A 14930-nucleotide genomic window follows, 5' to 3' on the forward strand; every position below is an offset into this window, starting at 1 on the left:
GGCTCCTTGTTATTGGGTCTCTGTCGGGGCAGTGGTCAGGATCAGACCGGGAAGACGGCGTTGATCTGGCCGGTGCCGGAGCTGCCGAAGAAGGGGGTGACCACCTCGACCTTGCCGCGGTATTCATCCCAGCCGAGCGCGCCGAGCAGCATCGCGGTGTCGTGCATGAAGCCCTCGCCGTGGCACTTGTCGGCGTATTCGGGAAGCATCGCGCAGAAGGTTTTCCAGTCGCCGCGCTGCCACATTTCCACCACCGCGTGGTCCATGGTTTCCAGGAAGGGGCTCCACATCTTGTGCATGAACTCCTCGGCCACGCCGTTCTGGGCGAAGCGGTGCGACAGCGAGCCGCTGGCGAAGAAGGCGACCTTGCCGTCGTAGTGGGCTTCCACCGCCTTGCGCATGGCCGCGCCCAGGCGTACCGAGTCTGCCAGGTTATGCACGGTGCACAGCGCCGATACCGACACCACCTTGAAATGCTGGTCGGCGTTCATGTAGCGCATCGGCACCAGGGTGCCGTACTCCAGCGCCAGCGTGGTGGCATCGTGGGCGCGGGTGTGCACGCCACCGGCGGTGCATACCTCGGCCAGCAGCTTGCCCAGCGCCGGGTTGCCCGGGTAGGCGTAAGGCATGTTCTTGATGAAGTGCGGCAGCTCGTTGCTGGTATAGACGCCTTCGAAATGCGGCGCGCAGTTCACGTGGTAGCCGCTGTTCACCAGCCAGTGGGTGTCGAAGACGACGATGGTGTCCACGCCGAGTTCGCGGCAGCGGCGGCCGATCTCGATGTGGCCGTCGATGGCGGGCTGGCGGCAGCCCTTGTGCGGCCCGTCGAGTTCGGACAGATACATCGACGGCACATGGGTGATCTTGGCGGCGAGGGCGAGTTTGCCCATGGTGTTCTCCTCTTTCTCTTCCTGTTCATGACTCCGGATTTCTCTCTGCCGGAGCAGGCGGCGGACCGCGTTCTGCGCGGGCCCTGCCGCCATCGGTGCTTGCTCACACGCCCCACTTCGGGATCGGGTGATTGCCATACGAGATCGCCACGTTCTTGGCTTCGCAGAACACTTCGTAGCTGTAGTGGTTGCCCTCGCGCCCGGTGCCGGAAGCCTTGGTGCCGCCGAAGGGCTGGCGCAGGTCGCGCACGTTCTGGCTGTTGACGAAGGTCATGCCGGCCTCGATGGCCTTGGCCATGCGCAGCACGCGGCCGGTGTTCTCCGTCCACAGATAGGAGGAGAGGCCGTAGGGGGTGTCGTTGGCGATGCGCACCGCGTCTTCCTCGGTCTTGAACGGGATCAGGCAGGGCACCGGGCCGAAGATCTCGTCCTGGGCGATCTTCATGCGGTTGTCCACATCGGCGAACACGGTGGGCTGCACCCAGTTGCCGCCGGCCAGATGCGCCGGCACTTCCGGCTTGCCGCCGCCCAGCACCAGGCGGGCGCCCTCTTCCTGGCCGATCTCGATGTAGCGCGTCACCTTCTCCCAATGGCCGCGGCTGATCATCGGGCCGATGATGGTGTCCGGGTCCAGCGGGTCGCCCACCGTCAGCCGGCCGGCGCGGGCGACGAAGTCGGCGACGAAGCGCTCGTAGATGCTGTGCTGGACGATGATGCGGCTGCCGGCGGTGCAGCGCTCGCCGTTGTTGGAGAAGATCATGAACAGCGCGGCGTCCAGCGCGCGCTCGTAGTCGGCATCGTCGAAGATGACGAAGGGCGACTTGCCGCCCAGCTCCATCGAGAACTTCTTCAGCCCGGCGGACTTGACGATGCGGTTGCCGGTGACGGTGGAGCCGGTGAAGGAGATGGCGCGCACGTCCGGGTGGCTGACCAGCGCCTCGCCGGCGGTGTGGCCGTAGCCGTGCACTAGGTTGAACACGCCCGGCGGAATGCCGGCCTCCAGCACCAGTTGCGCGAGGCGCGTGGCGGTGAGCGGCGAGAGTTCGGACATCTTCATCACCGCGGTGTTGCCGAAGGCCAGGCAGGGCGCGGTCTTCCAGGTGGCCGTCATGAAGGGCACGTTCCACGGCGAGATCAGCGCCACCACGCCCACCGGCTGCCACAGGGTGTAGTTGAGGTGGCCGGTGTCGGAATCGTAGGTTTCGCCGTGCTGGTGCTGGATGAGTTCGGCGAAGTAGTAGAAGTTGTCCGCCGCGCGCGGGATCAGCGCCTTCTTGGTCTGGCCGATGACCTGGCCGCAGTCGCGCGTCTCCAGCTCGGCCAGCTCCGGCACATGGGCGGCGATGAGGTCGCCCAGGCGGCGCAGCAGGCGGGCGCGCTCCTTCACCGGGGTGGCGGCCCAGCCGGGGAAGGCGGCCTTGGCGGCGGCCACCGCGGCGTTCACTTCGTCCTGGCCGCCGCTGGCGACGCGGGCGAGCACTTCGCCGGTGGCGGGGTTGAGGGTGTCGAAGGTCTCGGCGCTGCCGACTTCGCGGCCGCCGATGAGGTGTTGGATGGTCGTCATTGCGTGTGTACTCCCTGGCCGGCGGCGCCGAACCAGCCGGCGTCGTCCACGATGGTGTTGGTGAGGCAGCCTATGCCCTCGATCTCGGTATCGACCACGTCGCCGGCCTTGACGTCGGCCAGCCCCTCCGGCGTGCCAGTGAGGATGAGGTCGCCGGGCGAGAGCGTCATGAAGGAGGACAGGTATTCGATCAGCGTCGGCACGTCGAAGATCATGTCGGCGGTGCTGCCTTCCTGGGTGGTGACGCCGTTCACCCGGGTGGTGAGGCGCAGCGCCATCGGGTCCGGCACGTCGGCGCGGTCCACCAGCCAGGGGCCGAGCGGCGTGCAGGCGTCGCGGTTCTTCACCCGCAGGTTGGGGCGGTACCAGTTCTCCAGGTAGTCGCGGATGGCGTAGTCGTTGGCGACGGTGTAGCCGGCAACGTGCTCGTAGGCGTCCGCCTTGGAAATCCGGTAGCCGGCCTTGCCGACGACCACCGCCAGCTCGCACTCGTAGTGCATGTAGGTGGCGTCCGCCGGGCGGCGGCTGAGGCTGCGGTGGCCGGTGAAGGCGTTCGGCCCCTTGAGGAAGACCAGCGGCGCTTCCGGCGCTTTGAAGGCCAGCTCCTTGGCGTGGTCCGCGTAGTTGAGGCCGAGGGCGAACACGGTGCGCGGCTGCACCGGCGGCAGCCAGGAAACTTCCGCCTGACTGACGATGCGGCCGTCGGCCAACCGCAGCTGGTCCGCGCCGTGAGGCCGCGCCTCGTGGATGCCGCCCTGCCAGGCGATGCGTGCGCGCTTCATCGGGTTTCCTCCGCAATGCTGAATGTCAGCGCGCCCAGCGCGCCGCCGGCTATGTGCACCTGCGTGCCGGGGGCGGCCTGCGGCGACTGGTACTCCACGCCGACCAGCAGCACGTCGCCGGTTTGCAGCGTCATGAATTCGCTGACATCGGCGATCAGCTGCGGCACATCGCGCAGCAGGTCGGCCAACGTGCGCTCGGCCACCGGCAGGCCGTCGAAGGCGGTGCGCAGCGTGAGCCGGGCGAGGCTGCCGGCTTCGGCCGCCGGCACCACCCGGGCGGCGACCGGGCAGGCGCTGTCGAAGCACTTTTCGCGGATCGCCGGGCGGTAGTAGCTGGCGTGCGGCAGGCTGAGATCGGCCACCAGCAGGTAGCCGGCCACCGTCTCCAGCGCATCGGCCGGCGTGCGGCGCGCCGCTGGCGCACCGATGACAATGCCCACAGTGGCCGCCACTTCCACCCGCGCTTCTCCGGCGGGCAGGCGCACCGCGGCGCCCTCGCCCACCAGCGTGTTGGCCGGCTTGATGTAGAGCACCGGCGCCTTGGGCGCGCCCTTGTAGGGCGCTTCGGCCGCGGCCGCGCCGAGGCGTTCCACCGACACGCGGTCGTTCATCACCACGCCGTATACCGTGCCGGCGACCGGCAGGCTTGCAACAGTCATTCTTGTCTCCTTACCCCAGCGTGTGCACCAGCCACAGCGTGATGCCGGGCACGAACACCAGCACGATGATGCGCAGGAAGTCCGATGCGAGGAAGGGCATCACCCCCCAGGCGGTGTCCTTCATCGGCACGTCGCGCGCCAGCTTGTTGATGACGTACAGGTTCATCCCCACCGGCGGATGCACCAGGCCGATCTCCACCACCATCAGCGCCAGGATGCCGAACCAGATGGACTTGTCCGCCTCGCTCATGCCGAAGAAATCCAGGCCCATGATCATCGGGTAGAAGATGGGGATGGTCAGCAGGATCATCGCCAGCGAATCCATCACGCAGCCGAGCAGCACGTAGATCGCCAGCACCGCGAACAGGATCATCAGCGGCGGCATGCCGGAATCGCGCGCCCAGGCGGCGAGCTCGGTGGGCATCTGCGACAGCGCCAGCGCGGAGTTCAGCAGGTCGGCGCCGATCAGCACCATGAAGATCATCGCGGTGGCGTGGGCGGTGCCGAGAATGCTGTCCGACAGCCCCTTCCAGCGCATGCCGCCGGTGGCGACCGCGAGCACGCCGCAGGCCGCCGCGCCGATCGAGGCTGCCTCGGTGGGGTTGGCCCAGCCGCCGTAGATGCCGACGATGACGACCAGGAACACCAGCAGCACCGGGATGATGCCGACCTGCGCCTTGATCATCTCGGCGACGCTGGCCTTCTCCCCGGCCGGACCGGCTTCCGGGTTGCGGCTGACGATGATGCGGATGACGAGGATGTAGCCCAGCGCGGCGATGATGCCGGGGATGACCGCGGCAACGAAGAGCTTGCCGATGGATTCCTGCGTCAGCACCGCGTAGATCACCAGCGGCACCGAGGGCGGAATCAGGATGCCCAGCGTGCCGCTGGCGGCCAGCGTGGCGGTGGCGAGCTTGCCGGAGTAGCCGCGCTCGCGCAGCTCCGGCAGCGCCACCTGGCCCATGGTGGCGGCGGTGGCCAGCGACGAGCCGCAGATGGCACCGAAGGCGGCGCAGGCGGCGGTGGAAGCCATCGCCATGCCGCCCTTCCAGTGGCCGATCAGCGTGCCGGCGGCACGGAACAGCGCCTTGGACAGGCCGCCGTGGGTGGCGAACTGGCCCATCAGGATGAACAGCGGGATCACCGCCAGGTCGTAGTTGGAAAGGCGCGCATAGACCAGGTTGTTGAGCGTGTACAGCAGGCCGTCGGCCATGCCGCTGTTGATCACCAGGTAGATGCCGGCGCCGGCGACGAACATCGCGATGGTGATATGCACCCGCAGCGACAGCATCGCCAGCAGCGCGCCGAAGCCGAGGAGGCCGACCGCGGTGCCGCTCATTTGGCCACCTCCAGGTCCGCCACCGTGGCATCCGCACGCGCTCCGCCGGAGGCGAAGGCGACCACCGCGCGGTAGGCCGCGCACAGCGACATCAGCGCGAGGCTGGGCACCAGCGCGGCCACCGGAATCCACACCGGCAGCGACACCAGCGCGGTGACTTCGCCGGCTTCATGGATGGAGATCGCCGACAGCCCGGTGCGCCACGCCAGCAGCCCGGCGACCAGCGCGATCAGCAGGTCGGCCACGCCATCCACCTTGCGCTTGAGCCCTGCGCGCATGTTCTCGGTGAAGAAATCCACCTTGAGGTGTTCGCCGAGCAGCGTGCAATACGGCAGGAAGGCCGCCGCGGCGACCGCGGTGCCAGCCTGCATCAGTTCGATGTCGCCATTGACCGAGCCGAAGCCGAGCTTGCGGCCGACGATGGACACCAGCGACATGCCGATGAGGCCGAGAAAGAGCGCGCCGCCGGCCATCGCCAGCGCGCGCGCGACGGCGATCAGCACCGCCTCGGCCGCATCGTGCCGCCGCAGTTCGTGCGGCAGACCCATGGGATCGTGCATGGCGGCGTCCTCAGTGCTGGGCAGCCAGGCTGCGCGCGGCGTCGGCCAGCTTGCGGCCATCGACGCCCTTTTCCGCCACCTGCTTCAGCCATTCGTCTTCCACCGGCTGGGCGGTCTTCTTCATCGCCGCGAGCTCGGCGTCCGACAGTTGCACCACCTTGTTGCCGGCGGCCTGCACCTTCTGCCGGGTGGAAGCGGCGACTTCGTCCCACACCTTGCCGAAGTTCGCCACCAGCGGCGCGCCGCTGTGCTTGTCGATGACGGCCTTGAGGTCGGCCGGCAGCGCCTCGTACTTCTGCTTGTTCATCAGCATCGCCAGCACGGTGGTCGAGGGATACGGGCGGCCGGCCGCGGGTTCGGCGTGGAATTTGGCGACCTCGTCGAGCTTGGTCGGCAGCACCACTTCCCAGGCGCCCATCGCGCCGTCGACCACGCCCTTGGCGATGGCCTCGGTGACCTGCGCCGGCGGCATCGCCACCGGCTGGCCGCCGAGCGCAGCCAGCGTCTTCGAGGCCATGCGGGTGGGGGCGCGCAGCTTGAGGCCGGCGATGTCGGCGCCGCCGTTGATCGGCCGCTTGGCGGTGTGCAGCGCGACGCCGCCATCGACGTGGATGGCGAGCACCTTGTAGGCGTCGAATTCGCCCTTGGCGTACTGCTCGTAATAGGCCCAGGCGGCACGGCTGCCGGAAGTGGCGTCGGACACCACGAAGGGCAGCTCCATCGCCTCGATCAGCGGAAAGCGGCCGGCGGAGTAACCCGGCGCGGTCCACACCACGTCGGCGACGCCGTTCCTGACCTGGTCGGCGAGCTGGGCCGGGGTGCCGCCCAGCTGCATGGCCGGGAAGAACTGGCAGGCGATGCGGCCACCGGAATCCCTGGCCAGCGCGTCGCACCAGGGCTGCATCACCTTCTGCTGCGCCGGCGCCACCGAGGGCAGGAAGTGGGCGATCTTGAGCGTGAATTCCTGCGCTGCGGCAGGCAGTGCGGCACCGCCCAGCGCGACGGCCAGGGCGGGCACGGACAGGATGCGGGACATCTTCATCGGGTTTCTCCTCCTCGATAGGCCGGCCTCGCGACGCGGCGGATTCGCCTGTGAGCCGGTGCCCGGCTTATTCACGACGATGTTATTGATTAATATGTTAGCGATTAAACTACTAACATCGTAGTGAGTCAAGCGTTAGAATTCCTTCAACCGGAGAACCTCATGCCCGCCACCGATACCGCCACCGCCTCCCGCATCGCCCACCGCAACCTGCCGCTCTTGCTGCTGAAGGCGCGCGAGGCGCTGCTGGCGCGCTTTCGCCCCATCATTTCCCACTTCGGCCTGACCGAGCAGCAATGGCGGGTGATACGGGCGCTTTCGGAACACAAGGAGATGGAGCCGCGGCTGATCTGCGAGGCCTGCCAGATCCTCAGCCCCAGCCTCACCGGGGTGCTGGCGCGCATGGAGGAACTGGGACTGGTGAAGCGCGAGCGCATGGCCGACGACCAGCGCCGGGTATTGGTGCGGCTGACGCCGAAGAGCGAGGACATCGCGCTGCGGATCGCACCCTTGATCGAGGCGCAGTACAAGGTGGTGGAAGCGCACCTCGGGCCGGAGCTGATAGGCGAGATCTACACGCTGATGGACAGGCTGTTGAGCCAGGACATCGAGGCGATCCCGACGATAGCGCTGCCGCCGTACGAGCCGGCGGCGGTGACGACGGAATAGGTTTCTTGCTGACCGGGCCCGTTTGCCCCATCCCCACCCCTTACCCCGCCGCCATCGCCTCCAGCTTCGCCCTTGCGTCATCCGTCCTCACCTGTATCCACAGCGGCAGGTGGTCGGAGAGCTGGTAGGTGTATTTCTCCATCGTCATCGCCGGAAACTGCTCCGGCGGAAAGAGCTCGGCCATGTGCGCGTCGGAAACATGGAAATCCAGCACCCCGCCCTTGTCGGCGAAGCTGTCGGGATACGCTTCCGACGGGTATTGCAGGATCTGGTCGTAGCGCTTGTTGCGCGCCAGGTTGCTGCCGAAGCTGTCGGCCAGCAGCGCCTTGGGTACGTGCAGGCCGTAGCGGGTGATGGCCTTGAACAGCGCGCTGCGCCGGCTCGGGATGTTGAAGTCGCCGACCACGATGAGGTCGCGCGTGGTGGCCTGCTCCGACTTGCGGAAAGCGTCTATCCACTGCGCCAGCAGCTCGATCTCGGCAAGGCGGTCGGTCTCGCCGCTGCCCCAGCGGATGTGCGCGGCGATCAGGATGAATTCGAAGCTGCCGGCGCGAAACGAGGCCATGTAGGGCAGCCGCCACCAGAAGCGGTCCTGGATCAGGTATTCGCCGTCCACCTTCACCCGCGGCGGCACCGCCACCGCCGCCATGCCTTCGAAGCCGATTGCGCGGCGGTCGAAGATGAAGCCGATGCGCTCGCCGTTGCCGCCGTCGTCCGGCACCGCGCCGGAATACACCGCGCGCCACTCGGGGCCGAGGATGGCCAGCACCCGTTTGAGGTCGCTGACGTTCTCGCGCAGCTCGACGATGGAGACCAGATCGAACTGGCCGAGGATTTCGGCAAGATAGTGGATCGCCGCCTCGGACCGCCGCTTCCTGCCGAATTCGCGGATGTTCCAGGTGGCGATGTTGATGGTTTCGTCGATGCGCGACGAGGGAATGCCGGCCGCGTCGATGCGGTCCTTGAGCTTCAGCAGGCCGCGCGCCAGCGCGGGTGCGACATCGCCATGCTGCATGTCCGGCCTCCCCTTGCGCTGCTTTCCGCTGTCATTACAGACCAGCGATGCGGCAGCGGCAAGGCGAGGCGGATGGCGACGCTCAGAAGCGGTAGCTGGCGGTGGCCTGCAGGGTGCGCGGTGCGCCCGGCTGGTTGAGCCCGTTCACGCTGCCGTGGGCGGAGGCCCAGTACTCGCGGTCGAACACGTTCTTGAGGTTGAAGGAGAGGTCGTAGGCCTTGCTGCGGTAGAGCAGCGCGGCGTCGAACACCGCATAGCCCGGCAGCTTCACCAGGTTGTCCGGCGCGGCGTACTGCGCAGCCTGCGCCTGCACGCCGCCGCCCAGGCTCCAGCCCTGCCCCAGCTCGCGCGTCACCCACAGGGTGGCGCTGTGGCGCGGGGTGAGCGCGGCGCTGTTGCCTTCGTAGGCGGCGCGGACCACGGTGGTGCCCCAGTTGGCGGTGCCGGTGGCGGTGGACTTCACGATCTCGGTGTCGAGGAAGGCGTAGCCGGCATACACCTGCCAGCCCGGCGCCGGACGGCCCGACAGCGACAGCTCCAGCCCGTCGGTGCGCTGCTCGCCGGCGTTGATGGTGGCGCGCGTGATCGGGTCGGTGATCTTCATGTCGGTGCGCACCAGGTGGAAGACCGAGGCGCCGGCCGACAGCGCGCCGCCGAAGAAGTCCCACTTGGCGCCGAGCTCGTAGTTGGTGGAGATCTCCGGATCGGCATCGACGTTGGAGGTGGACAGCTGGAACTGCTCGGCCGAGGGCTGGAAGGAGCGCGACACCGACAGGTAGTAGGACTGCACCGCGTCCGGCTGCCAGACGAGGCCGGCGCGCGGGCTCCACTCGCGGTCGCTGCGGTCGAGGTCGGCCTTGTTGAACTCGGTGGTCTTCTGGCGGAAGTCGTCGTAGCGCACGCCGAGCAGCGCCTTCCAGTGCTCGCCCAACGCGATCTGGTCCTGCAGGTAGAAGGCCAGGCTGTCCTGGGTGGTGACGCTGTCGATGGTGCGCGAAGTCGGCACGACGCCGGCATAGGGCGGAATCGCGCCGCCCGGGTTGTAGAGCGGCACGGTGTCGATGCCGATCCAGTTGTCGATGTCCAGGCGCTTGCGCTGGCTGCCGGCCTCGATGCCGTAGAGCAGCGTGTGCTTGACGCCGCCGAGCGCGAGTTGCTGGGTGAGTTCCAACTGGTTGAACCAGCCCTCCTCGTCGCGCTGCACATGGCCGTGGGTGCGCTGCATGCGCAGTTGGCCGCCGACCCGGGTGTAGGCGCTGCCGGAGCGGTACAGGGTGTTCTCGCGGTCGAGCTTGAAGTCGTAGTAGCGCAGCACGTTGCGCAGCGACCACTGCTCGTTGATGCGGTGGGTGAGCGTGGCGGTGGCGGTGTTCATCGTCGCCGCCGTCATGTCGTCGTCTTCGGCGTCGCCGGAACCGTAATAGGTGTCGTGATCGACATCGAGCGGATGGCCGTTGTTGTCCGGGATGCCGAAGTCGGTGGGGCGGCGGTCGCGGTTGTGGGTGAGCTGCAGCAGCAGCCGGGTGTCCTCGCCGAGCCTGAAATCCACCGAGGGCGCGATCGCCTCGCGCTTGAGGTAGGACTCGTCGCGGAAGCCCTCGGAATCCTCGAAGGCACCGGTCAGGCGGTAGCTGTGGCCACCGTCGCCCAGCGCGCCGGCGAAGTCCACGCTGGTGCGGCGCTCGCCTTCGCTATCGAGCTGCAGGGTGATCTCGCGCAACGTCTGCGTCGTCGGCAGCTTGCTGACGCGGTTGATGATGCCGCCCGACGAGCCGCGGCCGTAAAGCACCGCCGCCGGGCCCTTGATGACCTCGATGCGTTCGGTGTTGGAGAGGTCGCGGTAATAGAGCGCATCGTCGCGCACGCCGTCGAGGAAGGTGTCGCCGATCGCGGTGAAGCCGCGGATCGCCACCTGGTCGCGCTGGCCGTCGCCCATGTTGAGCGTCACGCCCGGCACGTTGCGCAGCGCATCGGTCAGCGAGCGCGCGCCCTGGTCTTCGATCAGCTCGGGGCCGACCACGTTTACCGTCTGCGGGATGTCACGCAGCGCGGCGGTGCCCTTGGTGGCGGACGACGACACCAGCGGGTTGTAGCTGGTCTCGTTGGCGGCCGCATCGGCACTCACCGTCACCGCCGGCAGGACGGAATCGGCGGCGTGGGACAGCAGGGGAAAGGCCGCCGCAATGGAAAGGCTCAGTATTGTTTTGAATTGCATGAATCGATGCCCGGAGGGGGTTGCTGGCTGGCTGGCCGGCAAGGCTGCGCGGCGGGCTGGCTGAAAAGGAAAAGCCGAATTCGAGGCGCCGGCGCCGCCGGCGCGGAGCCGGTCAGCCGGCGAGCAAGGCCAGCGTCACCACCAGTGCACCGCCGCCCAAGGCGAGCACGCCCAGCCGCAGGGCCGAGCCGTGCAGCCGCCCCCACAGCCAGAAGCCGGACAGGCTGAGCGCGGCCAGCGCAATCGCCACCGCATCGGCCAGCAGGATCCAGCCGGGACCGGTGCCAATCGCCATGTGCAGGCGGGCCAGATGCAGCCAAAGATTGGGCTTGGTGCGCACGACCTCGGCCTGGCTGCTGCCGACCCAGTACTCGACGCGGGTGGACAGCGACGGCGTGTCGTGGCTGATGCGCCAGCGTTCCGGCTGGCGCACGCGCCGCCCCTCCCACTCCATTTCGCGGGCGGCTTCCACGGTAGTGCGCAGCTTGCCGAGTTCCGGATCGAGCGGCAGCGCCAGTTGCACCAGCAGGGCCTGCGGCGTGGCCGGCATGTCCGCCAGGCTCACCAGTTCGCGCACTTCCTGGCGCTGCAGCGCCGGGATCTTCATCACATCCCGGTGATTCAGCAGGAAGCCGGTGACGGCGAACAACAACACCACCGTGGCCAGGGCCAGCCCCGTCCAGGCGTGCAGCTTGCGCAGCCACTTCTGCGGGTTGATCCGTCCGCCCGCGGTCGGCGCAGGAAACCTCATCGACGCTTCTCCCCCAGGCCGGAACAGCCGTGACGGGCGGTAGAAAACCTTATTGGATCAGCGGGACAGCGGATGTAAATCGGGTGGGCGGCGCGCATGTTCGGGCAATTCGGGTCGGCTGGTTGGCTGGCTGACCGGCATGCGGCGGGCTGGCGTGGGCGGATTGTATTCCAATGTACAAATGCGAATCAATCTCGATAAAGAACAGCCGCACAGCTCCCGACATGGCGGGAGCGGCCGTGCCGACCCGCCTCAGCGGCTCCGCTTCTGCAGGTACATCGAACGGTCCGCACTGCCCCAGGCGCCTGTCAGCCCCTGCTGCGGACGGCGCATCGCCACGCCGATCGAGGCCGCGATGCCGCCCGCCGCGAGCGCGGAACGGGCGCGCGCCACCAGCGCCTCGGCACCGGCTTCGTCGCATTCCACCGCCAGAATGCCGAACTCGTCGCCCCCCAGCCGGGCCACCACGTCGGCCTCGCGCGCAGACTGCCGCAGCGCGCTGGCCGCGCGGCCGATCAGGGCATCGCCCGCGGCATGGCCGGCGCTGTCGTTCACCGCCTTGAGACGGTCGAGATCCACCACCAGCACGGCCGCCGGATGACCGTAGCGTTGGCAGCGTTCTTCTTCCTTTGCCAGCAGCCGATCCCAGGCGCGGCGGTTGGCGAGGCCGGTCATGGGATCGGTCTGGGCCTCCATCTGCAGCCGCTCGCTGCGGCGCACCTCGGCCGCTGCCTTCAGCTCGGCCTGCAGGATCAGGCTCAGCAAGCGCGCCAGCAGTTCCACCAGATCGAGATCCTGGGCGATCACATCGGGCTGACGGGCCGGGTCGATGGCGCACAGGGTACCGAACAGGCTGCCGTCGGCATGCGTCAGCGGCACGCCGATGTAGGCCTTGATCGGCAGTTGCTGCCCGATGGGTGCGGCCGCATAGGCCGGCACCGCGTCCGAATCAGGCGCAATCCGCGGGCCGTTGCCCTTCACCATCTCGGCGCAGAAGGGATCGGCCCAGCGCAGCACCGTGCCGGGCGACACCCCGTAGCCGCCGTCCTCGACCTGCAGCACGATCCAGTCTTCGCCCTCGGTGCGCGTGACCATCCACAGCTGGAAGCCGAAACGCTTGTGCAGGTAGGCGATCACCGCGCTGCTCGCCTGCCGGAAATCGTTGTCTGAGATATCGATCATCGAACGCCCTCGAGAAGCTGTCCTGTTCCGTCGCCCCGCATGTTCCGCCGGGAAGCGCATCAAGTGCGCACGGGGCGAGGAGTCTAGCCGAAACCGTGGCAGCGCCGACGCCGGCCGCCGGTCAGGCGCCGCCGGCGGGCCGCAGGCGGCCGGCCAGCCGCTGCAGCGCTGCGCTGTTGGCGTAAAGCTCGCGTATCCAGCGGATCGCCGGCCGCTCCACGCAGTGGGTCAGCAGCGTCGCCAGCAGCAGCGAGATCGCCAGCGCGAGCCCGATGCCGGCCAGCGGCGGCAATCCGCCGGCGTAGAAGGCCTGGATGACCAGGTAGCCGATATTCTGGTGCAGCAGGTAAAGCGCGTACGAAATACCGCCGAGAAAGATCAGCGGCCGTGTCGCCAGCAGTGCCAGCCGGCCCGACACTGCGAGATAGAAGAGCAGGTAGCAAAGCGAATACGCTGCCAGCCGCTGGACGGAAAAATCGGCAAGCGCCGCCAGCCACGAGAACCCGATGGCAAACAGCACGACAGCGCTGCGTTCGCCATGCACCAGCTTGTAGAAGCCGATGCCGGCAAGGAAGAAGGGCAGCTGCTGCACCAGCAACAGTTTGTTGATCGCCGACGGCAGACTCACCAGGCCCAGCCCCTGTAGCGCGGTCAGCGCCACGACCGGCAACAGGCAATACTCCACACGCTTGAGCAAGCCGAGCAGGTAGAGCAGGAAGATCCAGAAGTAGAAGGTCAGCTCGACCGTCAGCGTCCAGTACACGCCATCGACATGCGGGATGCGCAGGTATTCGTGGAACATCAGGCCGTTGCCTACCGCCTGCAGCCAGTGCACCTCCCGCCCCGGCAGGCCCACGTAGCCGACCGCGAAGAAGGTGAGCGTGACCGAAGCCCAGTAGGCGGGATAGAGGCGCGAGAAGCGCGAGACGATGAAATCGGCCGGCTTTTCGATGCGCGCCAGCGTCCAGAAGATGACGAAGCCGCTGACCATGAAGAAGAGCTGCACCCCGTACTGCCCGGCCTGTGCCCACTGGTAGGGCAGACCGGCATGGCCGTAGATTTCGTGGTACCGGTAGAAGTAGTGGTAGAGCACCACGACCACCGCGGCCAGCCCGCGTATTGCGTCGAGCTCCAGCAATCTCGATTTCATTCCCGCGCCTCCATGATCGCGCCCGCCTGAACGTCCGGTAGCGGTGGGCGCACTGCCCGCATCCGCCCCACCCATGCTGTTCAGTTATAGCCGCAATCGGCACGATTCATGAAAACGGAATTGTCACCTGACATTTTCCGGGCGCTGCCCGACCCCGGAAAGCGGTGCCGCAGTGGCGCCCTTCAAGCCTGCGCGTTGAAGGCGTCGTGGTAGGCAACCACCCCGCGCGGTACGTCATCGCCGAACGCGAGCGCCTGGAAATACGCGGTCGGCACTTCCGGCAACACCAGGCCCGAGTCCGCCTTGAAGCCGAAGCGGCCGTAGTAAGCCGGCTCGCCGAGCACCACGCAACCTGCGGCGCCGGTGGTCTCCAGTTGGCGGAGCGCTGCGCGCATCAAGCGTGTCCCCACACCCTGCCGCTGGTGATCCGGATCAACCGAGAGTGGCCCCAGGCCGAACCAGCCCGGCGTGCCCTCCGGAATCGCGACCGGCGACACCGCCACGTGACCGATCACCGCGCCGTCCAGTTCGGCCACCAGCGACATCGTCAGCGCGCCGGCAGCGCGCAGGGCCCGGACGATGAACTGCTCGGTGTGGCTGGTATGCGGCGCCAAACGGAATGCGGCGACGGTAAGCGCATCGATCGCGGCAACGTCTTCCGGCGTTTCCGGGCGTATCAGCAGGGTCATGTGCATGTCCTCGCGAGCTTCCGCCACGCCGCATTACGCGGCGGACGGCCGACACTGGCGAAAGGCCAGCAGGAAGAGCGCCCCCAGCACGACATCCAGCGCGGCGAAACCCACCAGCGGCCCCGTCACCCGCTCCTGTGCGAACAGCACGAACACCGGCACCGCAAACGACAGCTTTTCCAGCACCGCCGGCAGCATGAACAGGCGATAGCGCTGCGGATCGCGGGCGATCAGCAGAAACGCGAACTGCCACGCCAGCGCCACGCCGATGAAGCCGTAAAAATGCTCCGGGTGCGTGACCGGCGGCGGGTAATCGATGCCCAGCCGTTCTTCCATGAAGTACTGCGGCAGCAGGACCAGCAGGCCGTAGATGCCCGCAAGGGTGAATACGCGTCTGGCGAAGCGGTGTTCGGTGCTCATGTC

At 67.7% G+C, this 14930-nt stretch carries 15 protein-coding genes; 1 reads left to right on the forward strand and 14 read right to left on the reverse strand.

Annotated elements, in window-relative coordinates; translation table 11 throughout:
- Nucleotides 1–41: 41 nt before the first annotated feature.
- The 7 genes from hpaD to CJ010_RS16725 form a co-directional block, all read right to left on the reverse strand.
- Nucleotides 42–890 carry a 3,4-dihydroxyphenylacetate 2,3-dioxygenase gene (gene hpaD / locus CJ010_RS16695; protein WP_141019093.1) on the reverse strand — a complete coding sequence of 283 codons (849 nt, stop codon included), beginning with the start codon at nt 888–890 and terminating at the stop codon, nt 42–44.
- Between the two features lie 103 nt (nt 891–993).
- Complete coding sequence (gene hpaE / locus CJ010_RS16700) at nt 994–2454, reverse strand: 5-carboxymethyl-2-hydroxymuconate semialdehyde dehydrogenase (RefSeq protein WP_141019094.1); 1461 nt, start codon at nt 2452–2454, stop codon at nt 994–996.
- Nucleotides 2451–3236: a fumarylacetoacetate hydrolase family protein gene (locus CJ010_RS16705; RefSeq protein ID WP_141019095.1), complete on the reverse strand. Its 786-nt coding sequence runs from the start codon at nt 3234–3236 to the stop codon at nt 2451–2453. The genes hpaE and CJ010_RS16705 overlap by 4 nt, the downstream gene beginning before the upstream one ends.
- The gene (locus tag CJ010_RS16710; protein WP_141019096.1) at nt 3233–3895 is read right to left on the reverse strand and encodes a fumarylacetoacetate hydrolase family protein; all 663 of its coding nucleotides are present in this window, start codon (nt 3893–3895) and stop codon (nt 3233–3235) included. Before CJ010_RS16710 ends, CJ010_RS16705 begins: the two co-directional genes overlap by 4 nt.
- A 10-nt stretch (nt 3896–3905) precedes the next feature.
- Nucleotides 3906–5234, reverse strand: a complete 1329-nt coding sequence (locus CJ010_RS16715; RefSeq protein ID WP_141019097.1) for a TRAP transporter large permease — start codon at nt 5232–5234, stop codon at nt 3906–3908.
- Complete coding sequence (locus tag CJ010_RS16720; RefSeq protein ID WP_141019098.1) at nt 5231–5794, reverse strand: TRAP transporter small permease; 564 nt, start codon at nt 5792–5794, stop codon at nt 5231–5233. Before CJ010_RS16720 ends, CJ010_RS16715 begins: the two co-directional genes overlap by 4 nt.
- 10 nt (nt 5795–5804) lie before the next feature.
- Nucleotides 5805–6836: a TRAP transporter substrate-binding protein gene (locus CJ010_RS16725; protein ID WP_141019099.1), complete on the reverse strand. Its 1032-nt coding sequence runs from the start codon at nt 6834–6836 to the stop codon at nt 5805–5807.
- Between the two features lie 162 nt (nt 6837–6998).
- On the opposite strand from CJ010_RS16725, the gene hpaR reads away from it, so the two are divergent.
- Nucleotides 6999–7505 carry a homoprotocatechuate degradation operon regulator HpaR gene (gene hpaR, locus CJ010_RS16730; protein ID WP_141019100.1) on the forward strand — a complete coding sequence of 169 codons (507 nt, stop codon included), beginning with the start codon at nt 6999–7001 and terminating at the stop codon, nt 7503–7505.
- A gap of 40 nt (nt 7506–7545) precedes the next feature.
- Here hpaR and CJ010_RS16735 read toward each other — a convergent pair whose 3' ends face one another.
- The 7 genes from CJ010_RS16735 to CJ010_RS16765 form a co-directional block, all read right to left on the reverse strand.
- On the reverse strand, nt 7546–8520 hold the full coding sequence (locus CJ010_RS16735; protein WP_141019101.1) for an endonuclease/exonuclease/phosphatase family protein: 975 nt from the start codon (nt 8518–8520) through the stop codon (nt 7546–7548).
- Between the two features lie 82 nt (nt 8521–8602).
- Entirely contained in the window at nt 8603–10735 is a 2133-nt protein-coding gene (locus tag CJ010_RS16740) for a TonB-dependent siderophore receptor (protein WP_141019102.1), read from the reverse strand.
- A gap of 112 nt (nt 10736–10847) precedes the next feature.
- On the reverse strand, nt 10848–11486 hold the full coding sequence (locus CJ010_RS16745) for a PepSY-associated TM helix domain-containing protein (protein WP_141019103.1): 639 nt from the start codon (nt 11484–11486) through the stop codon (nt 10848–10850).
- Between the two features lie 252 nt (nt 11487–11738).
- Nucleotides 11739–12668, reverse strand: coding sequence for a sensor domain-containing diguanylate cyclase (locus tag CJ010_RS16750; protein ID WP_141019104.1), 930 nt, complete (start codon nt 12666–12668; stop codon nt 11739–11741).
- 121 nt (nt 12669–12789) lie between these two features.
- A complete protein-coding gene (locus CJ010_RS16755; protein ID WP_168224976.1) occupies nt 12790–13818 on the reverse strand; it encodes an acyltransferase in 1029 nt (342 codons plus the stop codon).
- Between the two features lie 182 nt (nt 13819–14000).
- Nucleotides 14001–14507: a GNAT family N-acetyltransferase gene (locus tag CJ010_RS16760; RefSeq protein WP_141019106.1), complete on the reverse strand. Its 507-nt coding sequence runs from the start codon at nt 14505–14507 to the stop codon at nt 14001–14003.
- Between the two features lie 33 nt (nt 14508–14540).
- The gene (locus tag CJ010_RS16765) at nt 14541–14927 is read right to left on the reverse strand and encodes a hypothetical protein (protein ID WP_141019107.1); all 387 of its coding nucleotides are present in this window, start codon (nt 14925–14927) and stop codon (nt 14541–14543) included.
- Nucleotides 14928–14930: the final 3 nt, after the last annotated feature.

Source organism: Azoarcus sp. DD4 (genome assembly GCF_006496635.1).
Lineage (GTDB): Bacteria > Pseudomonadota > Gammaproteobacteria > Burkholderiales > Rhodocyclaceae > Azoarcus.

What these genes read in the sequence shown, in the direction of transcription:
- hpaD (WP_141019093.1), bottom strand. Translation starts at nt 890, where the DNA reads ATGGGCAAACTCGCCCTCGCCGCCAAGATCACCCATGTGCCGTCGATG.
- hpaE (WP_141019094.1), bottom strand. Translation starts at nt 2,454, where the DNA reads ATGACGACCATCCAACACCTCATCGGCGGCCGCGAAGTCGGCAGCGCC.
- CJ010_RS16705 (WP_141019095.1), bottom strand. Translation starts at nt 3,236, where the DNA reads ATGAAGCGCGCACGCATCGCCTGGCAGGGCGGCATCCACGAGGCGCGG.
- CJ010_RS16710 (WP_141019096.1), bottom strand. Translation starts at nt 3,895, where the DNA reads ATGACTGTTGCAAGCCTGCCGGTCGCCGGCACGGTATACGGCGTGGTG.
- CJ010_RS16715 (WP_141019097.1), bottom strand. Translation starts at nt 5,234, where the DNA reads ATGAGCGGCACCGCGGTCGGCCTCCTCGGCTTCGGCGCGCTGCTGGCG.
- CJ010_RS16720 (WP_141019098.1), bottom strand. Translation starts at nt 5,794, where the DNA reads ATGCACGATCCCATGGGTCTGCCGCACGAACTGCGGCGGCACGATGCG.
- CJ010_RS16725 (WP_141019099.1), bottom strand. Translation starts at nt 6,836, where the DNA reads ATGAAGATGTCCCGCATCCTGTCCGTGCCCGCCCTGGCCGTCGCGCTG.
- hpaR (WP_141019100.1), top strand. Translation starts at nt 6,999, where the DNA reads ATGCCCGCCACCGATACCGCCACCGCCTCCCGCATCGCCCACCGCAAC.
- CJ010_RS16735 (WP_141019101.1), bottom strand. Translation starts at nt 8,520, where the DNA reads ATGCAGCATGGCGATGTCGCACCCGCGCTGGCGCGCGGCCTGCTGAAG.
- CJ010_RS16740 (WP_141019102.1), bottom strand. Translation starts at nt 10,735, where the DNA reads ATGCAATTCAAAACAATACTGAGCCTTTCCATTGCGGCGGCCTTTCCC.
- CJ010_RS16745 (WP_141019103.1), bottom strand. Translation starts at nt 11,486, where the DNA reads ATGAGGTTTCCTGCGCCGACCGCGGGCGGACGGATCAACCCGCAGAAG.
- CJ010_RS16750 (WP_141019104.1), bottom strand. Translation starts at nt 12,668, where the DNA reads ATGATCGATATCTCAGACAACGATTTCCGGCAGGCGAGCAGCGCGGTG.
- CJ010_RS16755 (WP_168224976.1), bottom strand. Translation starts at nt 13,818, where the DNA reads ATGAAATCGAGATTGCTGGAGCTCGACGCAATACGCGGGCTGGCCGCG.
- CJ010_RS16760 (WP_141019106.1), bottom strand. Translation starts at nt 14,507, where the DNA reads ATGACCCTGCTGATACGCCCGGAAACGCCGGAAGACGTTGCCGCGATC.
- CJ010_RS16765 (WP_141019107.1), bottom strand. Translation starts at nt 14,927, where the DNA reads ATGAGCACCGAACACCGCTTCGCCAGACGCGTATTCACCCTTGCGGGC.